The 17,083-nt window shown below is 66.9% G+C and carries 13 protein-coding genes; 2 read left to right on the top strand and 11 right to left on the bottom strand.

All coding sequences use genetic code 11. From position 1 onward, the window contains the following. Window positions 1–45: 45 nt before the first annotated feature. Window positions 46–867 carry a universal stress protein gene (locus JL100_RS13580; RefSeq protein WP_202680233.1) on the bottom strand — a complete coding sequence of 274 codons (822 nt, stop codon included), beginning with the start codon at window positions 865–867 and terminating at the stop codon, window positions 46–48. A 589-nt stretch (window positions 868–1,456) separates the two neighbouring features. On the opposite strand from JL100_RS13580, the gene JL100_RS13575 reads away from it, so the two are divergent. Then, complete coding sequence (locus JL100_RS13575; RefSeq protein ID WP_202680232.1) at window positions 1,457–2,500, top strand: hypothetical protein; 1,044 nt, start codon at window positions 1,457–1,459, stop codon at window positions 2,498–2,500. A gap of 448 nt (window positions 2,501–2,948) precedes the next feature. On the opposite strand, the gene JL100_RS13570 is transcribed toward JL100_RS13575, so the two are convergent. The 7 genes from JL100_RS13570 to JL100_RS13540 form a co-directional block, all read right to left on the bottom strand. Then, complete coding sequence (locus JL100_RS13570) at window positions 2,949–5,051, bottom strand: cytochrome-c peroxidase (RefSeq protein ID WP_202680231.1); 2,103 nt, start codon at window positions 5,049–5,051, stop codon at window positions 2,949–2,951. A gap of 266 nt (window positions 5,052–5,317) precedes the next feature. Then, window positions 5,318–5,896: a hypothetical protein gene (locus JL100_RS13565; RefSeq protein ID WP_202680230.1), complete on the bottom strand. Its 579-nt coding sequence runs from the start codon at window positions 5,894–5,896 to the stop codon at window positions 5,318–5,320. Further along, window positions 5,896–6,474: a type II secretion system protein GspM gene (gene gspM / locus JL100_RS13560; RefSeq protein ID WP_202680229.1), complete on the bottom strand. Its 579-nt coding sequence runs from the start codon at window positions 6,472–6,474 to the stop codon at window positions 5,896–5,898. The genes JL100_RS13565 and gspM overlap by 1 nt, the downstream gene beginning before the upstream one ends. Then, window positions 6,471–7,514: a PilN domain-containing protein gene (locus JL100_RS13555; protein ID WP_202680228.1), complete on the bottom strand. Its 1,044-nt coding sequence runs from the start codon at window positions 7,512–7,514 to the stop codon at window positions 6,471–6,473. Before JL100_RS13555 ends, gspM begins: the two co-directional genes overlap by 4 nt. Window positions 7,515–7,562: 48 nt before the next feature. Beyond that, a complete protein-coding gene (locus tag JL100_RS13550; RefSeq protein ID WP_202680227.1) occupies window positions 7,563–8,534 on the bottom strand; it encodes an SCO family protein in 972 nt (323 codons plus the stop codon). An 18-nt stretch (window positions 8,535–8,552) separates the two neighbouring features. Beyond that, a complete protein-coding gene (locus JL100_RS13545; protein WP_202680226.1) occupies window positions 8,553–9,614 on the bottom strand; it encodes a multicopper oxidase domain-containing protein in 1,062 nt (353 codons plus the stop codon). Between the two features lie 108 nt (window positions 9,615–9,722). Continuing rightward, the gene (locus tag JL100_RS13540) at window positions 9,723–10,901 is read right to left on the bottom strand and encodes a multicopper oxidase domain-containing protein (protein WP_202680225.1); all 1,179 of its coding nucleotides are present in this window, start codon (window positions 10,899–10,901) and stop codon (window positions 9,723–9,725) included. A gap of 1,116 nt (window positions 10,902–12,017) precedes the next feature. On the opposite strand from JL100_RS13540, the gene JL100_RS13535 reads away from it, so the two are divergent. After that, complete coding sequence (locus tag JL100_RS13535; protein ID WP_202680224.1) at window positions 12,018–13,382, top strand: PepSY-associated TM helix domain-containing protein; 1,365 nt, start codon at window positions 12,018–12,020, stop codon at window positions 13,380–13,382. A gap of 36 nt (window positions 13,383–13,418) precedes the next feature. Here JL100_RS13535 and JL100_RS13530 read toward each other — a convergent pair whose 3' ends face one another. The 3 genes from JL100_RS13530 to JL100_RS13520 are packed head-to-tail and all read right to left on the bottom strand — an operon-like array spanning window position 13,419 to window position 16,998. Further along, window positions 13,419–14,624 (bottom strand): type II secretion system F family protein, encoded by a 1,206-nt coding sequence (locus JL100_RS13530; protein ID WP_202680223.1) that lies wholly within the window; start codon window positions 14,622–14,624, stop codon window positions 13,419–13,421. Further along, window positions 14,624–16,348: a GspE/PulE family protein gene (locus JL100_RS13525; protein WP_202680222.1), complete on the bottom strand. Its 1,725-nt coding sequence runs from the start codon at window positions 16,346–16,348 to the stop codon at window positions 14,624–14,626. The genes JL100_RS13530 and JL100_RS13525 overlap by 1 nt, the downstream gene beginning before the upstream one ends. Beyond that, window positions 16,345–16,998 carry a prepilin peptidase gene (locus JL100_RS13520; RefSeq protein ID WP_228421243.1) on the bottom strand — a complete coding sequence of 218 codons (654 nt, stop codon included), beginning with the start codon at window positions 16,996–16,998 and terminating at the stop codon, window positions 16,345–16,347. Before JL100_RS13520 ends, JL100_RS13525 begins: the two co-directional genes overlap by 4 nt. Window positions 16,999–17,083 lie beyond the last annotated feature (85 nt).

The raw sequence follows: 17,083 nt of genomic DNA, 5'->3' as shown, positions 1-17,083 counted from the left end.
CGCGGTGACCCGTGGCGGTACTTGGCGGCGGTACCCGGCGGCGGATCAGTGCGCCATCAGGACCGGGATGTGCATGTAGTCGAGCACGGTGCGCGTGGCTCCGCCCAGCACCCACTCGCGCAGCCGGGATCGGCCGAACGCTCCCATCACGACCAGGTCCGCCGAAACGTCGCGGGCCGCATCCAGGATCGCCATTCCCGCGGCGGCACCGGAGACATCGGTGCCGCGCACTTCCGCCTCGATCCCGTGACGCTTCAGGAACGCCACGACGTCGAGCTGGGGCCGGGGAGTCGCCGAAGGCAGCCTCTCGCGGTCCTCGCTTCCTGAAAGCACGACGACGCGCTCCGCCTCGGCGAGGAGGGGCAGGCCGCGGAGCACGGCGTCGGCGGCCTGGGCGCTGCCGTTCCAGGCGACGAGGACGCATTTCCCCGTGTCGAAGAAGGGGCCGGTGGACGGCACGACCAGGATCGGGCGGCCGGTCGGCACCGTCACGATCCGCTCGACCACGCCCCAGCTTTCACCGGGTTCGGTCTTGCCGACGACGACCAGTTCCTGCAGGCGGCTGACGATCGCGATCAGGTCGGCGGCCTCGCCCTCGTACGCGCACCAGGCCAGATCGACGCCTTCGCGCTCCGCCAGGGAGCGTATCCGCAGCTCCGCCTCCGTGGCCGCGGCGTAGTCGCGATCGATCAGCGTCTGCAAGGGCGCCGAGTTCTCCGTCAGGATCGCCCTCATGCGCGCAACGTCCTCCAACGGATAAAGGCACGTTACCCGGGCGTCGAACCGCCCGCCGAGCCGCAGGGCCACCTCCACGGGTTCGATCGATCCGTAGGGGCGCACATGAACAAGAATGTCCTGAAAAGTCATCGCCGTCTTCCTCCCTCGGAACCCGCGGAGCCGTCCGCAGGCGCATTTCGGAAAATCCTGGCCGACCGGGGGAGGGTGCGCCTTGATCCAGGTAAACATTGTCGACGAATCCGAGATATGCATGGAGTTTTCCGGACTCGTCACTCCATGGTCTTCTCCACCGCACCTGTCTACTTCCGCGATCTGCCGAAGATGCTGTCGGAAGCCGGGCGGAGTACCTGCAGGCCGGGTATTCCAGCCCCCGCCCCTGCAGAAAAGGTTTACTCCTTCAAGATGCTATTTTCTGAGGAATATCGGCTTCTCCCAACCGTCATCGCAGTGAAAGCAGTGATAGGGGAGGTGCTAATTCGTCGTTCCGTCGGCCCGGAGAAGAAAATAACAAGAGTCCGTAGTGGCTGGAGAGGCTGGTTCATTCAATATATGACCAAAGTCCATGCCATATGCCGAAGAGCGCTTTGCTGACTTTCAAGTAATAATAACCCATGCCTGTCCGATACGATAGTTGAAGACAGTTACCTTGAGGGTTTCCCGAAAGCCTGCATCTGTAACATAACGCTCTTAATAGGAGAGCGGCACCGAGGACGTGCTCATGCGCAATCTCACTCGCACTATTCTTATGTCTACAGCCCTGCTGACCCAGCCGATGTTGGCAGCGACCGTCGTGATGGCTCCTGCGCCTGCCGTGGCCCAGGTAACAACGCAGGAAGTCGAGATCGAAGGCAAGCTCGAGGAGTTGGACAAGGACAACAGCCGAGCGAAGGTGATGGGGGTCTGGGTCGATATAGTTCCTGGAACGATCATCACGACTGCCTCGGGCACGATCAGTGCCGAGGATCTGTGGAGCACGAAGGCCATTCCCGGCTTTACGGGCAGCGAACGGGGGTTCATCGGCGGCACCTCGATCGTCACCGGCACGAGCGACCAATTCGGTAATGTCACGGCCGACACCTTCTACGCCGACACGGCTGAAAACGTCCTTCTTGGGACGGTCCGGAAAAACGTGAACACGGCAGGTGAGCGTTGGTTTGACATCGAAGGCAGCAAGGTCATCCTCCTGCCCAGCACTCCGACCGGCCAGTCCTATCCCGCCATGAAGAAAAACCTGGACGGCACTCACCCTCTCTACGATGCCCGCTACAAGGGCTCGCCGATGCTCAACGAGTACGGTTTCCGGATCAAGCCGACGACGCTTCTGCCGGGTACGCTCGTCGCGGCGGAGGGGCACTACGGCAAAATCGGCACGCCGCCCAACGACGAGAAGGTTCTGTTCGCATTCGTCGTCGAAGCCACGGGCGGCGAACTGGTCGACGCGGTGGCGGCAAATCCTGCCGTCAGCATCCAGAGGGCACAGTGCCGGGAACGTGACGCCAATACGATCGACCTGGAAGTCCGGGGAGGCGTCCACAACCCGTCCGGCAATGCGACGGGCAACGTCAACATCTTCAAGCCCGCCTTGAACGGGATCGCGCGCGCCGAATACGGTACGACTCCCGCTGTCGCGGACGTCGGGACATTCGGCGTGTATGACTTCGACGCCCGCATCACGACGACGCTGGGATGCCCCGCGAAGGTCCGCGCGCAGTATGCAGGCGCCAACTCTCCCCTGGTCGAGGTGGAGATCCGCATCGACTGATGCTCAAGGCTGTCTCGGGAAAACCGGCGGCTTCGTATCGGTGAAGTAGAAAAGACGGGGGTGCGGCCTTTACGGCTGCACCCCCTTTTTCGTGTGTCTGCTCTAGTCCGGTCCCGGGGTCACATGGTGCATTGTTCCGGCGGGATTGGAGGGATGCACTCCGGGCCAGGTTCCTCACGGCGGCGCCGGACGACAGCGGCGATCCATCGGGCGGCTACGGCATGGCTCAAGCATGGCTCAAGATGGTGTCCTGCGACAGGCACTGTCGTCGCCGGCGGCGGCGTCAGGGTAGAAGGCCCAAGGCCAGGGCTCGGCCGCGGCCGCGATCGAGCGGAGGCGATCCGCGCGCGAGACGGCCTCGGCCATCCCCTCACATCAAAACGAAAGGCCCGGGCCGGGCGTTGCCGCCTGGCCCGGGCCATTGCCGGAGTGATCCGCCACGGACAGTTTACCGGATAGGCATGCCGTTGATGTTGCGCGCCATGTCGAAAAGATTGCCGGTGTTGGACGGACACCTGTCGGAGGGGTAACCGGCGGCGCCGGTGGCGTTCAGGACCCGCAGCCGGTCGGCCAGGCGACCGTCGGCCTTCACGGTGTCCGGCTTGTGGCCGTCGGGGATCAGGAGTTCGGGGTGGTCGAAGGGCGCGCGCGAGCAGCGAACCCTTTCGTCGGTCAGCGACTGCATGAAGGCCACCAGCGCATCCTGCTCGGCGAGGGTCAGGCCCAGCGGGGTCACGTCGGGGGACTTGGTCGCGCTGCTGAAGTCGCCGCCGCGGTTGTAGAAGGCCATGACCTGCTGCAGGGTGGCCTGCCCGCCGTTATGGAAGTAGGGCGGGGTCAGCGCCACGTTCCGCAGCGTGGGGGTCTTGAAGGCGCCGTTCACCGCCAGGCGCTCGTCCCTCAGGTTGATGCCCGGAGGAACGACGTCCCCATCGCACCCGACTGCTTCCTGGCCGGGGAAAGGAACTTCGAAATCGCAGGCGTTGATCAGGAAGGAGTCGAGCTTGCGCCCCTGGACCCACTGGCGGGAGAAGGAGAGCGGCTTGCCCCAGGGATCGGTGCCGCCCACGCCCAGGTCCTCCTGCACAGGCCGGACGCCGATATTGTAGAAGCCGTTGTCATAGAGCGAGGGATTGCCGTCGCTCATGGGCATGCGCTCCACCAGCTTGGGCTGCTTTCCCTGGTCCGACACATGGGCGGCCTTCGACATCAGCGGGCCGTCGTGGCAGGCGATGCACTTGCCCTTGCCCTCGAAGATCTCCTTGCCGCGCTTCTGCTGTGCCGTAAGCTGGTTGCGGTCGAACGGGCTGTCGTCGGAGATGAGGGTGGCCTCGTACAGCATGACGGAGAGGCCGAAGAAGAGCGGGAAGTTCAGCTCCATCTGGGTGTAGCCGTTGGGGTCCTGCACCACGCTGACGGTGCCGTCGGCGCCGGTCTCGAACCTGAAGCGGTCGGGAGACCCCCAGAAGCGCTTGGCGAACGCCCTCTGGATCATTTCCCCGTAGGTATGCTTCAGGCCGATCTTGGAAGCGGTGATGATGTCGCCCACCGGTCCGCCGGTGCCGAAAAGGCTGTCTTCCGTATGGACCGTCTGCAATTTGAGTGCCTGCTGGGCCATCATCTTGCGGCCGATGTCGGCGAAGGTGCGCGCGGTGCAGGACATTTCGAAATCGCTGAGCAGCGGTCCCACCGCCTGGGAAGCGGCGCTCGCGTTCTCCAGGCGGACGTTCTGCAAGGCAACGGAGCCGTCGGGCTTCATCACCAGAAGACGCGCCGCGGGGTCGTTGCGGATATCCCGGCGGCCGAACACGCCGACGCCGCTGAACAGGTTGTTCGCCCGGCCGTCCCAGAAGTTCCGGTGGTAGAACACGGCGTTGATGACGGTCGGGCTATTGCGGGGCTCGACCTTGCGCGTGCCGTGGCCAAGGACGTTGAAGACCTCGTGGGTGGACATCCTGCAACGGTCGGTGTTGGTGGCCCGCGGCCGCTGCTTGGGGCGTTCGATCGTGCCGACATAGTCGCCGGCGAAGGTGCCCGCCGAAGCCGCCACGTCGTTGGTGTCGAACAGCACCTTGCTCTTCGCGTTGTTCGGATTCTGCAGTTTGCGGAACGGGAAATCTTCCGGCTTCAGCGTGATGTTGGGGCCGGCGGCCTGGCCGGACGCCATCAGGCCGGTGCCCGCCGTGGAGCCGAACATCTTGTCGCCGGCATTGAGCCCGGGGTTGAGCTGGTTGGTCACGCGCGGATCGGCCCCGGCCCGGAAATGGCAGCTGGCGCATGCCACCGTGTCGCTTCCGATCTGCTGGTCCCAGAACAGCGCCTTGCCGGCGGCCTTGGCCCAGGCGGCATTCTTGACGATGCCGGTCAGGTCGGGCAGCGGCGGCGCCTTGCCTTTGAGGGATTCCAGGGGACGGTCATCGGGTTCGGTGACGTCGATGACTTCGTCTTCGGGCTCGGTATCTTCGATATCCTCGATGATCTCGAGTTCGGTGGTCGGCTCCTGTTCCGGCGTGGTCTGGGCGACTGCCAGGGACGACCAGAGGCTGGTCACCGTCGCAGCGGTAAGGAGACAAGTCGAGGCTGACAAGAGCCATTGGCGTGGACCGAGCCGCATTGGATGACGTTCCCTGAAGCCTGTTCATCGGGTGCGTCCGCGACGGCTTTCGAACCGGGGACGCGTTCAGGGGGATGACGATTCCACTGCGGATAAATTCCCGGCACTTTTCCTTTTATTCGGCTTATCCCTAACCGGGAGCGTCGAGCACGCTTTGGAGATACGCCTATTCTTCGCGATTCCGGTGCTGCTTTGTCCGAACGTCAGAAAAGGGGATCGGGTTCGGGCTTCTGCGACTGTTCCCGCGCATCCCGTTCCGCAACCTCGGAGACCAGGGGAGTGACCTCCACCCGCTGCCGGTCCCCCGATCGCTTCAGATAAACGACGGCTTGCACCGCATTCGATCCGAAGGTCACCCTCTCGCGGTCGATCGCGACGACGTGCCAACCGGCGAGCTCATCCCCGGTCGCGACCCGGCGGGTCGGGCCGCCGTCGGCCTCCGTCACCACCGCCACCGCCCGGACCGACGAGACGGCAACCCCGAGAACCTTCGGCACCGGAACGTCGGCCTGCGCCAGTTCCTCCTCCGTGGTGGCGGTCCCGGCGACCGCCGGGACGGAAGGACGTCGGCCGGGCGTGAAGGCGGGCCTTTGCAGCAGCACGTCGATATCGGCCGCGACCTGGTCGCCCGTGTCGTGGGGCTGCACCCGTTCCACCTCGAAGGACGCCGCCGGGATGTCCGTCGCCGGCTCTTCCGGCTGCCAGCCCAGTCCCTGGGCCAGCACCATGCCGCCGGCTGCCATGGCGAACAACGACATGAGAAGGGGGGACGAAGGGCTCATTACTTACGGTCCTCGATGGCCAGGATGTCGAAATCCGCCTGCAGGTCGATCTGGGGGGCCTGTGCCGACGGGTCTCCGCGGACGGAGTCGGCGGCGATATGAAGGCTGCGCACGGCAAGCGACGGATCATGCTGCTGGACGGCGCCGAGAAGCCTTGCCAGGGACGCTTCGTCGCCGGTGGCCCTGACGCGGATCCCGAGCTGGACCGCATCATGCTCCCGCCGTGCCGGCACCGGCTGGATGCTGCGCTGCTGGATGCCGGATTCCGCCACGAGCTTCTGGATGAGCTTCTGGAATTCGGCGGACCCGAGCGCCTCGTTCTCGATGCGCAGGATGCCCTTCCGGCTGCCGGCGGCCTCCTTGGTTTCCTGCAGCGTCTGTTCGAGCGCGGGTATGCGCTGCACCGCCGCCGTCAGGCGCGCACGCCAGGCCGCCGCGTCGGCCAGCCTGGCCTGGGCCGCCTCGAAGCGGTCCAGCAGGGGAAGGACGACGAGGTTGACCGATCCCATGACCAGCGTGACGAGGATCGTCAGCGCCAGCAGCTTCGAGAGACGGGGTGAAATGGTCAGGGTGTTCATCGGACCTCCGGTGCCGCGCGCTCCAGCTCGAAGCTGAGGGAGAAATCCTCGCCCGCATCGGTCGAGGGAACGACGGCCGTGCGGAAGACGGGGTTCCGGAAATGGGGCGATCCCTCGATCACCTCGGCGACGCCGGCGGCCGATCTGGCCGAGCCGTCGATCTGGACGGAGCGGCCATCGAACCGGAAGCCCGTCAGGTAGGTGTCGTCACCGGTGATGCGGGCCAGTTCCGCCAGCAGGACCAGGGGAACCTTGTCGGCCAGGAACGCATCGAGCGCCTTCTCGCGGTCGGCGATCTCGGTGATCTGGCGTTCGAGTTCACCCGCCTTTCCGGCCCTCAGGCGCAGGTCTGCAACCTCGGCCTCCAGGCTTTCGGCCGTCGTCTCGAGGCGGACCAGGGGAACCAGGACACCAGCCAGCGCGGCGCCCAGGCCGATCGCCCAGCCCAACGCCACGATCCGTCCCGCACCGCCGACGGCGGGGCGGGCGGCGCCGAAACCGAGATCGACGCTGCCGTCGGGAAGGTCCACGGACAGCGATCCGATGGATCCCTCCGCGTCGGCCAGGACATCGCGGATCGGCACGAGCAGGCGCTTCGGAACGCAGATCATGTCGACCACGAGGCGGCGTCCGGCGCTGTCGCGCTGCCGGACGCGATACCCGAGATGGACCTGGTCCGCCTTGAACGGGGTGCGCCGGTCGACCTCGAAGCGAAGGGCCTGGAGGGCCGAGCGCTCCGCAGCGAGCGGAAGTTCGACCGTGCTGGTGACGGCGCGGCCCGCCGCGAACACGACCGCTATGCGGCGACGCTTAAGCAGCCGCTTCAGGGACTCGCGGTCGGCGGCGCCGAGCGGCAGCGGAAAGGTCGAGGACGAGCGGGCCGACCGGCGGACGGTGATCGCGTCGGCCGCCAGTTCGACGCGCAGGTCCTTGGGCTGGACCAGCGTGCGCAGCCGGCGCGGCACGCAGGAGCTCAGCTCGCCGGTCCACCAGCGCCAGCCCTTCAGTGCGTTTTCGGTAAGCGTGCCCGTCGCGGCCATGAACAGCATCTCCAATCGCGATCACCCGCCGTTTCCCGCCGGCGGCGATCAGCCTTCATTGATCAGGTCGGTGAGCCGCTTGGCAAGCTGTTCTGGCGACATACTTGGGTAAATATATCGGACAACTTGGCCTTCCTTGTTCAGGAGGTAGATGTGCGTGGTATGCGCCATCGCCATGTTGTGCAGCCGCGTCGCATCGTCGGAAGCCGACCGGATCCTGATCCGCTGTCCCGGCGTCCGAGGTCCTTCGGTCGTTTCCTCGGAGGTCGCCTCGGCGGAGATCGGAGTGGCCTCGTGCTGCTCCTGGCCGTGATCCCCGTTGCCGTGATCCCCGTTGCCGTGGGCGCCGTGGCCGCCGGCATGCTCCCCGGCGGGCTCGTCGCCTTCCTTGGCCACCTGGTTCTGCATCACGTAGTCGCGGCGGACCCGGTACTTGGCCGCGACCTCGTAGATTTCGCGGCGGTTGCCGGACAGGCCGATCAGGCGCGGGTGCTGCTTGGCGACGAAGGTCGCGAGCTGCTCCGGCCCGTCGTTGCGGTCATCGACGCTGATCATGGCGATGTTGACCTGATCCCCCATCTCCCCCATCAGGTCGACCGCCATGCCAAGCTTGGTGCCGATGATCGGGCAGATATCGTCGCACTGGGTATAGCCGAAGTAGAAGGCGGTAGCCCTGCCCTTGAAGTCGGCCAGCGTCACCTTGCGTCCGGTATGGTCGGTCAGGCTGAAGTCGCCGCCCAGCTTCTTCGGCTCCGGCCAGCCGCTGTGGGCGCCGTAACCGCCATGGCCCGCGGCGGCCGGGGCGGCATCGGCCTTTGCCGGCTCCGTTTGGGCCGGTTCCGAATGGCCCGGTTCCGAATGGCCCCGTTCCGAATGGCCCCGTTCCGAATGGCCAGCGTGGCCGCCCTCCGCCCGGGCGGAGAGCGGGGCCGTGCCGAGCAGGAGGGCGGCACCGCCCATCAGGAGCCCGGCGAGGACCGCCGCGCGTCCGGCACCCCTCGGCAAAGTGATGGTCCGCATGGTCGAGATTCCTTCCGCTCAGAGAGCCACGATCTTGGCGATGGCGGTGCCGTCGAAGTGCCGCTTGTTCGTGATCCAGTGATGGAAGTTGCCGATGATCCGATGGTCGCCGCGCGGCACTTCCGGGACCCAGATGCCGTAGCGCTGGGCCACGGCGACCTCGAGCCTGCTGCCGGCCGCCTTGAATTCCGGAGCCGAGAACCAGCCCTTGGCACGATTGGTCCGCAGGGGACGGCCGTCCACCTCGACGATGTAGCAGTTGAACGGCAGGGTGATATGCAGCCGGCTGTAGGAGGCGTTGGCGACGCGGAGCATCAGGTTGCGCCCGGCGGTCATCCGGGTGACCGTCCGCGAGTCCGTCTGGGTCCTGCCGTTGTGGACGCCGTTGATCAGGAAGTAGGTCGGGTTGAACTTGTCCAGTCCGACATCGTCGCCGCACATGCCGGCATTGTGGTCGAGCTTGTGCCACACCGGATCGACGTCGTCGAACACCAGGATCGATTCGGCCGAGTAGGGCGCGCCGGGCGTGATGTCGGAGACCTCGTCCCGCGGCAAGGGATCGTAGAGATAGTTGGGGTTGTTGGTGTCCGGGCTCTTGGTCAGCGGATCGACGATGAGCACGCCGTACATGCCCATCTCGAAATGAAGGACCGTGTTCTTGTGGCAGTGGTACAGATAGGTCCCGGCCTGGTGGGCGCACCACTGGTAGACGTAGCTGCTCTTGACCTCGAACGAGGTGTGGCCGACGCCGTCGTTCATGGGCGTGGGCTCGATGCCGTGCCAATGGATGGTGTGGGCACCCTTGGTCGGCTTGAACTCGCAATGGAAGACCTGGCCCTGCTTCACCCGGATGAGCTTGGACGGCCAGGGGGAGTCGCTTCCGGAAACGTCCGGGTCCTTGAAGCCCCAGAACTGAAGCTGGGAGCCATCCTTCATGTCCACGTTCCAGTCGGCGACCTGGCGGCGAAGGAAGACTTGCCGGTTGGTCCGGTCAGGCGTCGCGGGATCGTTCTCGAACGGGTGGCAGCCGAAGGTATCGAATTCCAGGGGATCGGATATGGGGCGGTAGATGGTCGTCATTCTCAGCTCTCCAGGGCGCTCGGGACTTCGCCGCTCGGCGTGTCGGAATGTCCGTGCAGCCGTGCTGTCGGTTGAACCAGGGTTTTGCGTATCGGCGGGGACGGTGACTCAGCTGGTGGCCACCGGTCCGTCGATATGCCAGTCCGTGACCAACCCCATCGGATAGGAGCCGCCGGCGGAGGTCTGGGAGATCTCGTTGTGGCAGTGCATCGGGTAGCGCAACGGGTACTTCTCCTGGACCATCTTCCAGGGAGCCGGCGGCACGTCCGGCGGCGCCGTGTAGGGGAGCAGGACGTCCTTGATCATCATCGGCGGCATGGTCCAGACATCGTGCTCGTTCAGGCTGGTCTGGTAGATCGGCAGACCGTTCTTGTTGCTCTCGGTCAGCACGAAGACATGGTTGCCGTGGATATGCGGGCTGTGGGTCGCCAGTCCGGCATTCATGCAGCGGATCAGCGCCGGCTCGCCGGCGTGCCCGGTCGGGCAGGTCGCCTTGTCATGGGCGGAGTCGAGCCCGCACAGGCCGTTGATCGTGAAGTACCGAGGATGGAACTGGCTCTCGAACTCGGCTGGGGTGACAAGCTCCCCGCCGCCGATCCGACGGCACATGGCCGGGTCTATCTGGTTGAAGATCCAGACATACTCCCGTCCCTTCTGCCATGGCTTGCCCGGGAAGCGGGCGGGTTCGCCGTCGATCGTCGACTCGCCGAGCGCCGTGAACAGCGACTTCATGGCGGGTGTCGCGGCGCCCGGCGCGTAGGGCATCGGCTTCTTTCGGTTCTTGCCGTCGGCATAGCCGTTCTTCGGCTCCACGATCAGCGCCCCGTGCAGGCCGAGCACCCGGTTGATCGGGGAATTGTCGCCATCGACGTAGAAGTAGGTTCCCGGCTTCGTCGCGACGAACTCGATCCGCATCTTGTCTTCGCCGTCGCCGTCGGCGGGAGCCAGCCCGGAGACGACCGCGTTGGTCTGGCCGACGATCTGGAAGCCGTGCGGTCGGGTGCTGGAGTTTCGGATATCGATGCGGACGGTATCGCCCTGGGTCACCCGGAGAATGGGGCCGGGAATGGATGGCTCCTTGCCGGTGGGGGCGAAGGCGTACATCGGGACGATGCTGCCGTCGATCAGCTCGACATCGACATCGACGATCTCCAGGTCGAAATCGGCCTCTTCGCCGGTCGGCGCATCCTCGGAGGTCTGCGCTGAAAGGATCGCCGGAAGGGAGGTCGAAACCGTGGCAAACGCCGCCATGGCACTGCCGTACTTGAGGAATTCGCGCCTGCGCATTAGTTCTTACTCCTTGAATTCTGCTCAGAACGGCACGCGTTCGGACGATCGGACAAAGGAATTCCTCTGTTCCGTCTGGATCGAATTGGTAAATTTTTCTTTGACCGGTCGCTGTTAACTTGCGAGCACGTCAGAAGAAGCGATTTATACTTTACGGTGAAAAAACAAAGTCGAGATTCAAACTTTTTCGTGCCTCCGGACTAGAGTGTTGATGGGACCGTTGTCTATCCGACTTCCGGACACATCGACCTCGGCATCTCTGCGTCGTGTTCGTGAAGATGACGTACCGGATGAATCCATATTCCCGTAATTCCAGGGAGTACCGCTCCAGGGGAGATTTCTTTCCGACGGTTATAGTGAGTTGTCCCTTCATGTGGTTGGGTCTCCACCTTTCGGGTCCTGGACATCCGGCGGGCGCGGCCCAGCGGGCACGGATCGGGAAGGATCGCTCCCTGATTCTGGTCGTGGAGGCGGAATAATTCCGGTAGACCACTCGTCCTGGACCTATCCCACCGACTTTATTGGCGGATCGTCAGGCAAACCGATCGATGGCGAAACCCCGCAGAGACGTTCCCGGCACTACCCTGCGGCGGGGCGGAGTTCGTTCCGCCACCGGCCGGAACGGCTTGCACGCCGCGGTAATCCTGCTGGCGCTGTTCGCCGCATTCTCCCAGCTGGTCATGGCCGGCCATGTGCCCATCGGAGCGCGGCATCCGGCGCCGGCGGCAGCGTCCGGCGATCATCTTGCCGCCGCCCTGCCGGTGCACGCGCCATCGGCACATCAGCACGCGGGACACGACCGGCAGCCGGTTTCGAAGGAGAAGCCCGGACAGGGTTCGCCCGGGCAGACTTGCAACCTCTGCGCCGTCTGCTCTGGAACGGCTCCGCCGGTTCCCGCAGCCGACGGCCACGCGGTAGAGCCTTGCCCGCAGCCCGCGAGGTTGGACCATGCCCGGCGCGCCGAGGCGCCCGCGGCGAGGCATTTCCTGACGGCGGTACGCCCGCGTGCTCCCCCTCCGATGGTTCTACCCCAATCCTGCTGAGTCTGAAATTCACTGAGGACGCCGCGCCCGGCAGCCAGCCCGCGCGCGTGCCTCATGCCATCGGAATCGAGTCATGACAGAAACTTCCCTCGGACCCGTCCCGTCGCGGGCAGCGGCGGTCTCGTCCACCAGCGTCTACCGGGCGGTCTGGCGCTGGCACTTCTATGCCGGCCTGCTGGCCCTGCCGTTCCTCATCCTCCTGGCGGTGACGGGAGCCGCATATCTGTTCCGGGACGAGATCGACAACTTCGTCTATCACGATCTGAAATACGTCGAGACAAGCGCCGGAGAGCGGGCGGCGCCTTCGACCCTGGTCGATGCGGCGCTCGCGGCTTATCCCGGCACCGCGGTGAAGTACACGCCTCCGGCGGGTCCGCTTTCGTCCGCGGAGGTCGGCGTGAAGACCGCGGCCGGCAAGGTATCGGTGTTCGTCGATCCCTATTCCGGACGGGTGCTCGGCGATATCCCCGACAAGGGTTCGGTCATGTGGGTGGTCCGCCAGCTGCACAGCCTCGCCTGGTTCGGGCCGGTGGCCAACGGCGTCATCGAGATCGTCGGCGGCTGGACGATCCTGCTGGTCGGCACCGGGATCTATCTCTGGTGGCCACGCGGCCGGGAGGGCGGCGTCGTGACAGTCCGGGGAAACCGGCGCCAGCGAGTGTTCTGGCGCGACCTGCACGCCGTGACCGGGATCTTCGTCGGCGCCTTCATCGTGTTCCTGGCCGTCACCGGAATGCCGTGGTCCGCCTATTGGGGCGACTATGTCAACCGATGGGCCAACGGCTCCAACTTCGGCTATCCGGCAGGAGTCCGGGTCGACGTGCCGATGTCGGACGAGCATCTGGCGCATGTGTCGGGACCGACGAGCTGGTCGCTGGAGCAGGCGCGCATGCCCGAATCCGCCCCGGCCGGTGGCGGCTCCATCGGGCTGGATGGTGCGGTCGCGGCGTTCGACCGGCTGGGCATGGCGCCCGGCTACGCGGTCGGCCTGCCCGGCGGGCCGAAGGGCGTCTACAGCGCCTCGGCCTATCCGGACGACCTGTCGCAGCAGCGGGTGGTCCACCTGGACCAGTACACGGGCAAGCCGCTGATCGACATGAGCTATGCCGACTACGGCCCGCTCGGCCGGGCGCTGGAATGGGGCATCAATGTCCACATGGGCCAGGAGTTCGGCGTCGCGAACCAGATCGTCATGCTCGTGGTCTGCCTGGCGATCGTCCTGCTGTCGGTCTCCGCCGGGGTCATGTGGTGGAAGCGCCGCCCGGGCGGCTCGCTCGGCGTGCCGCCCATGCCGGCGGACCGGGGTGCCCTGCGCGGCGTGCTGGCGATCCTGATGATCGGCGGGGTCTTGTTCCCGCTGGTCGGGATCTCCTTGGTCGTCATGGCCGTCCTCGACTACCTGCTGGTCGCCGCGCGGCGCCGGCCGGCGACGGCGTGATCCCGCGCCGAAGGGCGCCCCTTCCGGAGCGCCCTTTTACATGGCTATCGAGTTCATGCTGAGGATCGCCATGACGACGGACGCGATGATGAAGGCGATCACGCCGCCCAGGCCGATGGTCAGGAGCGGCGCCAGCAGGGCGATGCCGCGCTGGATCTCGCTCTCGACCTCCTCCTCCAGGATGTTGGCGGCGTGGCCCAGGACTTCGCCCAGTCGCCCGCTCTCCTCGCCGACGCGGGCCAGGTCCAGCAGGACGGCCGGAAAGATACGGGTGGCGGCCAGCGGCTCGGCGATGCCGCGGCCTTCGACCAGGGCTCCCCGGACATCCTTCAGGGCATCGGCGAACGCCATGTTGGTGGCGCCGCCCCGGGCCAGCTCCAGCGCGTTCGCGGCCGGCAGGCCGGCGCCGATCAGGGTGGAGAACAGGCGGGCGAACCGGCCGCCCTCGATCCGGCGGATCAGGCCGCCGGCCACGGGAGCCCGCAGCAGCAGCCCGTGCAGGGCGCGGCGCGTCTCCGGAGCGTTGACCGAGACGCGGACGGCGATGGCGGCTGCGACCAGGGCGGCCAGCGCGTAGAGCCCGTATTCCCGGAACAGGCGGCTGGCCTCCAGCACCACGACGGTCATGGTCGGCAGCCGGTCCCCGGCGCCGTCGAACAGCGGTTCGAGCTGGGGCAGGACGACGGTGAACAGGGTACCGATCGAAACGGCGGCCGTGACCGCCAGGATCGCGGGATAGGTCAGTGCGGCGCGGACCGCCTTGGCGGACCTTGCCCGCCGGTCGGCCAGTTCGGCGAGGCTGCGCAGGATGGTGGCGAGCGCGCCGGCCGCCTCCCCGGCGCGGATCATACCGATCGCGTAGGGCGGCGCCAGTTCCGGTCGCTGCTCCAGCGCCTCGCTGAAGGGGATGCCGGCGCGGACCTGCTCCAGCACCACGGTCAGCGCCGGCGCCATCGACTTCAGGTCGCGCGACCGGGCGACCGACGCCAGCGCCTGGTCCAGCCGGAGGCCGGCATCCAGCAGGAGCGCCAGTTCGCGGGCGAAACGCGAAAGCTTGGCGGCCGGCAGCGACTTGCGGCTGCCTGCGAATCCACCGGCAGCGGCCTGGCCGGTCTCGATCCGGAGCGGCACGGCGCCGCGCTCCTGGAGCTGGCGCGCAACCGCCTCGCTGTCCGCGGCGCTGAGGGTGCCGACGGCGATCTTGCCGTCGCGCTCGACCGCCTCGAACTGGAAGAGCGGCATCAGGAAGCTCCCTGCAGGGTCGCCCTCAGGACCTCCTCCACCGTCGTGGAGCCGTCCGCGACCTTGCGCAGGCCGCTCTCGAACAATGTCTCCATTCCCTCTTCCCGGGCGATCTCGGCCAGCCTGGAGGCTTCGCCGCGCGCCATGGCGGCGGCGCGCATCCGGTCGGTCATGACCATCAACTCCGTGATCATGGTCCGCCCGCGCCATCCCGTGCCCCGGCAGGACGGGCATCCGGGGGCATGCATGGGCCGGGCGCGCCCGTCGGGGGCGAATCGGCCGAGATCGAACCGCCGGACGATCGCGTCCGCGTAAGGGTGGGGCTCGCGGCAGTCGGGGCACAGGGTGCGCACGAGCCGCTGGGCCAGCACGGCGTTGAGGGTCGACGCCAGCAGGTAATCCTCGACCCCCATCTCAAGCATGCGGGTGATGGCGCCGGGCGCGTCGTTGGTGTGAAGTGTCGACATGATCAGGTGGCCGGTGAGCGACGCTTCGATCGCCGTCTGCGCGGTCTCGCGGTCGCGGATCTCGCCGACCAGGATGACGTTGGGGTTCTGCCGCAGCAGGGCGCGGAGGATCGAGGCGAAGGTCAGCTTGATCCCGGGCTTGACCTCGGTCTGGTTGACACCGGGAAGCTGGTACTCGATCGGGTCCTCGATGGTGAAGTACTTGCGGGACGGGACGAAGACGCGGAGCAGCGAGCTGTAGAGCGTGGTCGTCTTGCCGCTGCCGGTCGGGCCGGTCACCAGGACGATCCCGTAGGGGCGGTTCGCCGCCTCCAGCCACTTGTCGAGCACGGGGCCGGTGAAGCCGAGCTTGCCGAAGTCGAGCGCCACTGAACTGCGGTCGAGCACGCGGATGGCGACGCTTTCGCCGTGCAGCGTCGGCACGATGCCGACGCGCAGGTCGACCTGGCGGCCGCCGACGGTCATCTTGATGCGGCCGTCCTGGGGCAGGCGGCGCTCGGCGATGTCGATGCCGGCCAGGATCTTGATGCGGGAGACGACGGCCCGGTGAAGGGCGGGGGCCGGCGCCTCGATGGGCGTGAGATCGCCGTCGATGCGGAGCCACTGCACCGGCCCGCCTTCCTGGCTTTCCAGGTGAAGGTCGGACGCCCGGCTCTCCACCGCCTGGACGATCATATGGTTGACGAACCGGACGACCGGCGCTTCGCTCGCCAGGTCCTTCAGGCGCTGGAGGTCGTCGTCGCCGGCCACGGTCGTCACATGGCCGTCGGAGGCGGCGCCGTCCCGCAGCTTGGCGACCGCCTTGCGGATATCGGATTGCGTCGCGACCCGGATCCTCACCGGCAGGTCGAACAGCAGTCCCGCCGCCTGGAGGGCCGCAGCGTCCGTCGGGTCGGCCGACGCCACCACGACATGATCCTCTTCCACCCGGAGCGGAAGGACGCGGGCCTGTTCCATCCAGCGCGGGCTGGCCTCGCCCACCGCCTCGTCCGGCCACTCGTGGGCTTCGACCGGGGAGAGCGAGAGCGCCCGGCAGAGGGTCTCGGCCACGATGGTCTCCGGCACGATGCCCAGGTTGATGACCGCGGTCGGCAGCCCGATTCCGCTTTCCGACGCCGCCCGGCGAGCCCGATCCAGCGATGCCTGGGACAGGTGCCCGGACGCCAGCAGGTCGCCCGCGAACGCGTCCTGGGGAGCATGGCCCGGAGCGCCGGTGGCGGAGGAGGTGACGGTCGGGCTGTCGGCGAGGCTCGTCATGGCTGCACCAGTTCGGGAACGAGGAAAACCACCCACAATGCGGCGGACAATGCAGGGACGAAGGGAATGCGGCCGTCCCGTTCTACCCAGCCGCCGCGGACGAGGAATGCCGCGGCGAGCAGGCCGAAGACGCCGGACAGGAACAGGACGCTCGGCAGGGCCGCCAGCCCGACCCAGGCACCGGCCACGGCGAACAGCCGGACGTCGCCGCCGCCGATGCCCTCATGCCCGCGGACCCGGCGGTAGGCCGCTCCCAGCAGCCAGATGGCGCCGGCGCCCAGGGCGGCGGCGGCGGCATGGGCCGGGACGGCCTGCGGCTCGACCCACCAGGTCGCCGCGAGGCCGGCGGGGATCAACGGAAGGGAAACGGCGTCCGGAACTTCGAGGTGGCGCAGGTCGATCAGCGCCAAGCCGAGCAGGGTCCAGCCCAGGACGGCGGCGAAGGCCGACAGCGGCATCGGCAAGAGCACGGCGGCCAGGATGGCCGCCAAGGTGCAGGCGGCCTCCAGGGCGGGATGGAGGCTGCGCAGGGCGGCCGGCCGGCCGGCGGCGGCCGGGCACGCGTCATCCTCATCCGGCGAAGCGGGGTAGCGGTCCACCAGGATGCCGACGATGCCGCCGAACAGCGGTGCCGATGCGATCAGGAGCAATTCCAACCCTTCCACCTGCCTGTCCGGCCCCCTTGTCGTGGACGCGCATATGCGCTTCATGGGCGCGATCATACCCGTGTGCTGA

Origin of the sequence: Skermanella mucosa, from assembly GCF_016765655.2 — a bacterium.
Classification (GTDB): domain Bacteria; phylum Pseudomonadota; class Alphaproteobacteria; order Azospirillales; family Azospirillaceae; genus Skermanella; species Skermanella mucosa.
This window is presented reverse-complemented; position numbering and strand designations above follow the sequence as displayed.

What these genes read in the sequence shown, in the direction of transcription:
- JL100_RS13580 (WP_202680233.1), bottom strand. Translation starts at nt 867, where the DNA reads ATGACTTTTCAGGACATTCTTGTTCATGTGCGCCCCTACGGATCGATC.
- JL100_RS13575 (WP_202680232.1), top strand. Translation starts at nt 1,457, where the DNA reads ATGCGCAATCTCACTCGCACTATTCTTATGTCTACAGCCCTGCTGACC.
- JL100_RS13565 (WP_202680230.1), bottom strand. Translation starts at nt 5,896, where the DNA reads ATGAGCCCTTCGTCCCCCCTTCTCATGTCGTTGTTCGCCATGGCAGCC.
- gspM (WP_202680229.1), bottom strand. Translation starts at nt 6,474, where the DNA reads ATGAACACCCTGACCATTTCACCCCGTCTCTCGAAGCTGCTGGCGCTG.
- JL100_RS13555 (WP_202680228.1), bottom strand. Translation starts at nt 7,514, where the DNA reads ATGGCCGCGACGGGCACGCTTACCGAAAACGCACTGAAGGGCTGGCGC.
- JL100_RS13550 (WP_202680227.1), bottom strand. Translation starts at nt 8,534, where the DNA reads ATGCGGACCATCACTTTGCCGAGGGGTGCCGGACGCGCGGCGGTCCTC.
- JL100_RS13545 (WP_202680226.1), bottom strand. Translation starts at nt 9,614, where the DNA reads ATGACGACCATCTACCGCCCCATATCCGATCCCCTGGAATTCGATACC.
- JL100_RS13540 (WP_202680225.1), bottom strand. Translation starts at nt 10,901, where the DNA reads ATGCGCAGGCGCGAATTCCTCAAGTACGGCAGTGCCATGGCGGCGTTT.
- JL100_RS13535 (WP_202680224.1), top strand. Translation starts at nt 12,018, where the DNA reads ATGACAGAAACTTCCCTCGGACCCGTCCCGTCGCGGGCAGCGGCGGTC.
- JL100_RS13530 (WP_202680223.1), bottom strand. Translation starts at nt 14,624, where the DNA reads ATGCCGCTCTTCCAGTTCGAGGCGGTCGAGCGCGACGGCAAGATCGCC.
- JL100_RS13525 (WP_202680222.1), bottom strand. Translation starts at nt 16,348, where the DNA reads ATGACGAGCCTCGCCGACAGCCCGACCGTCACCTCCTCCGCCACCGGC.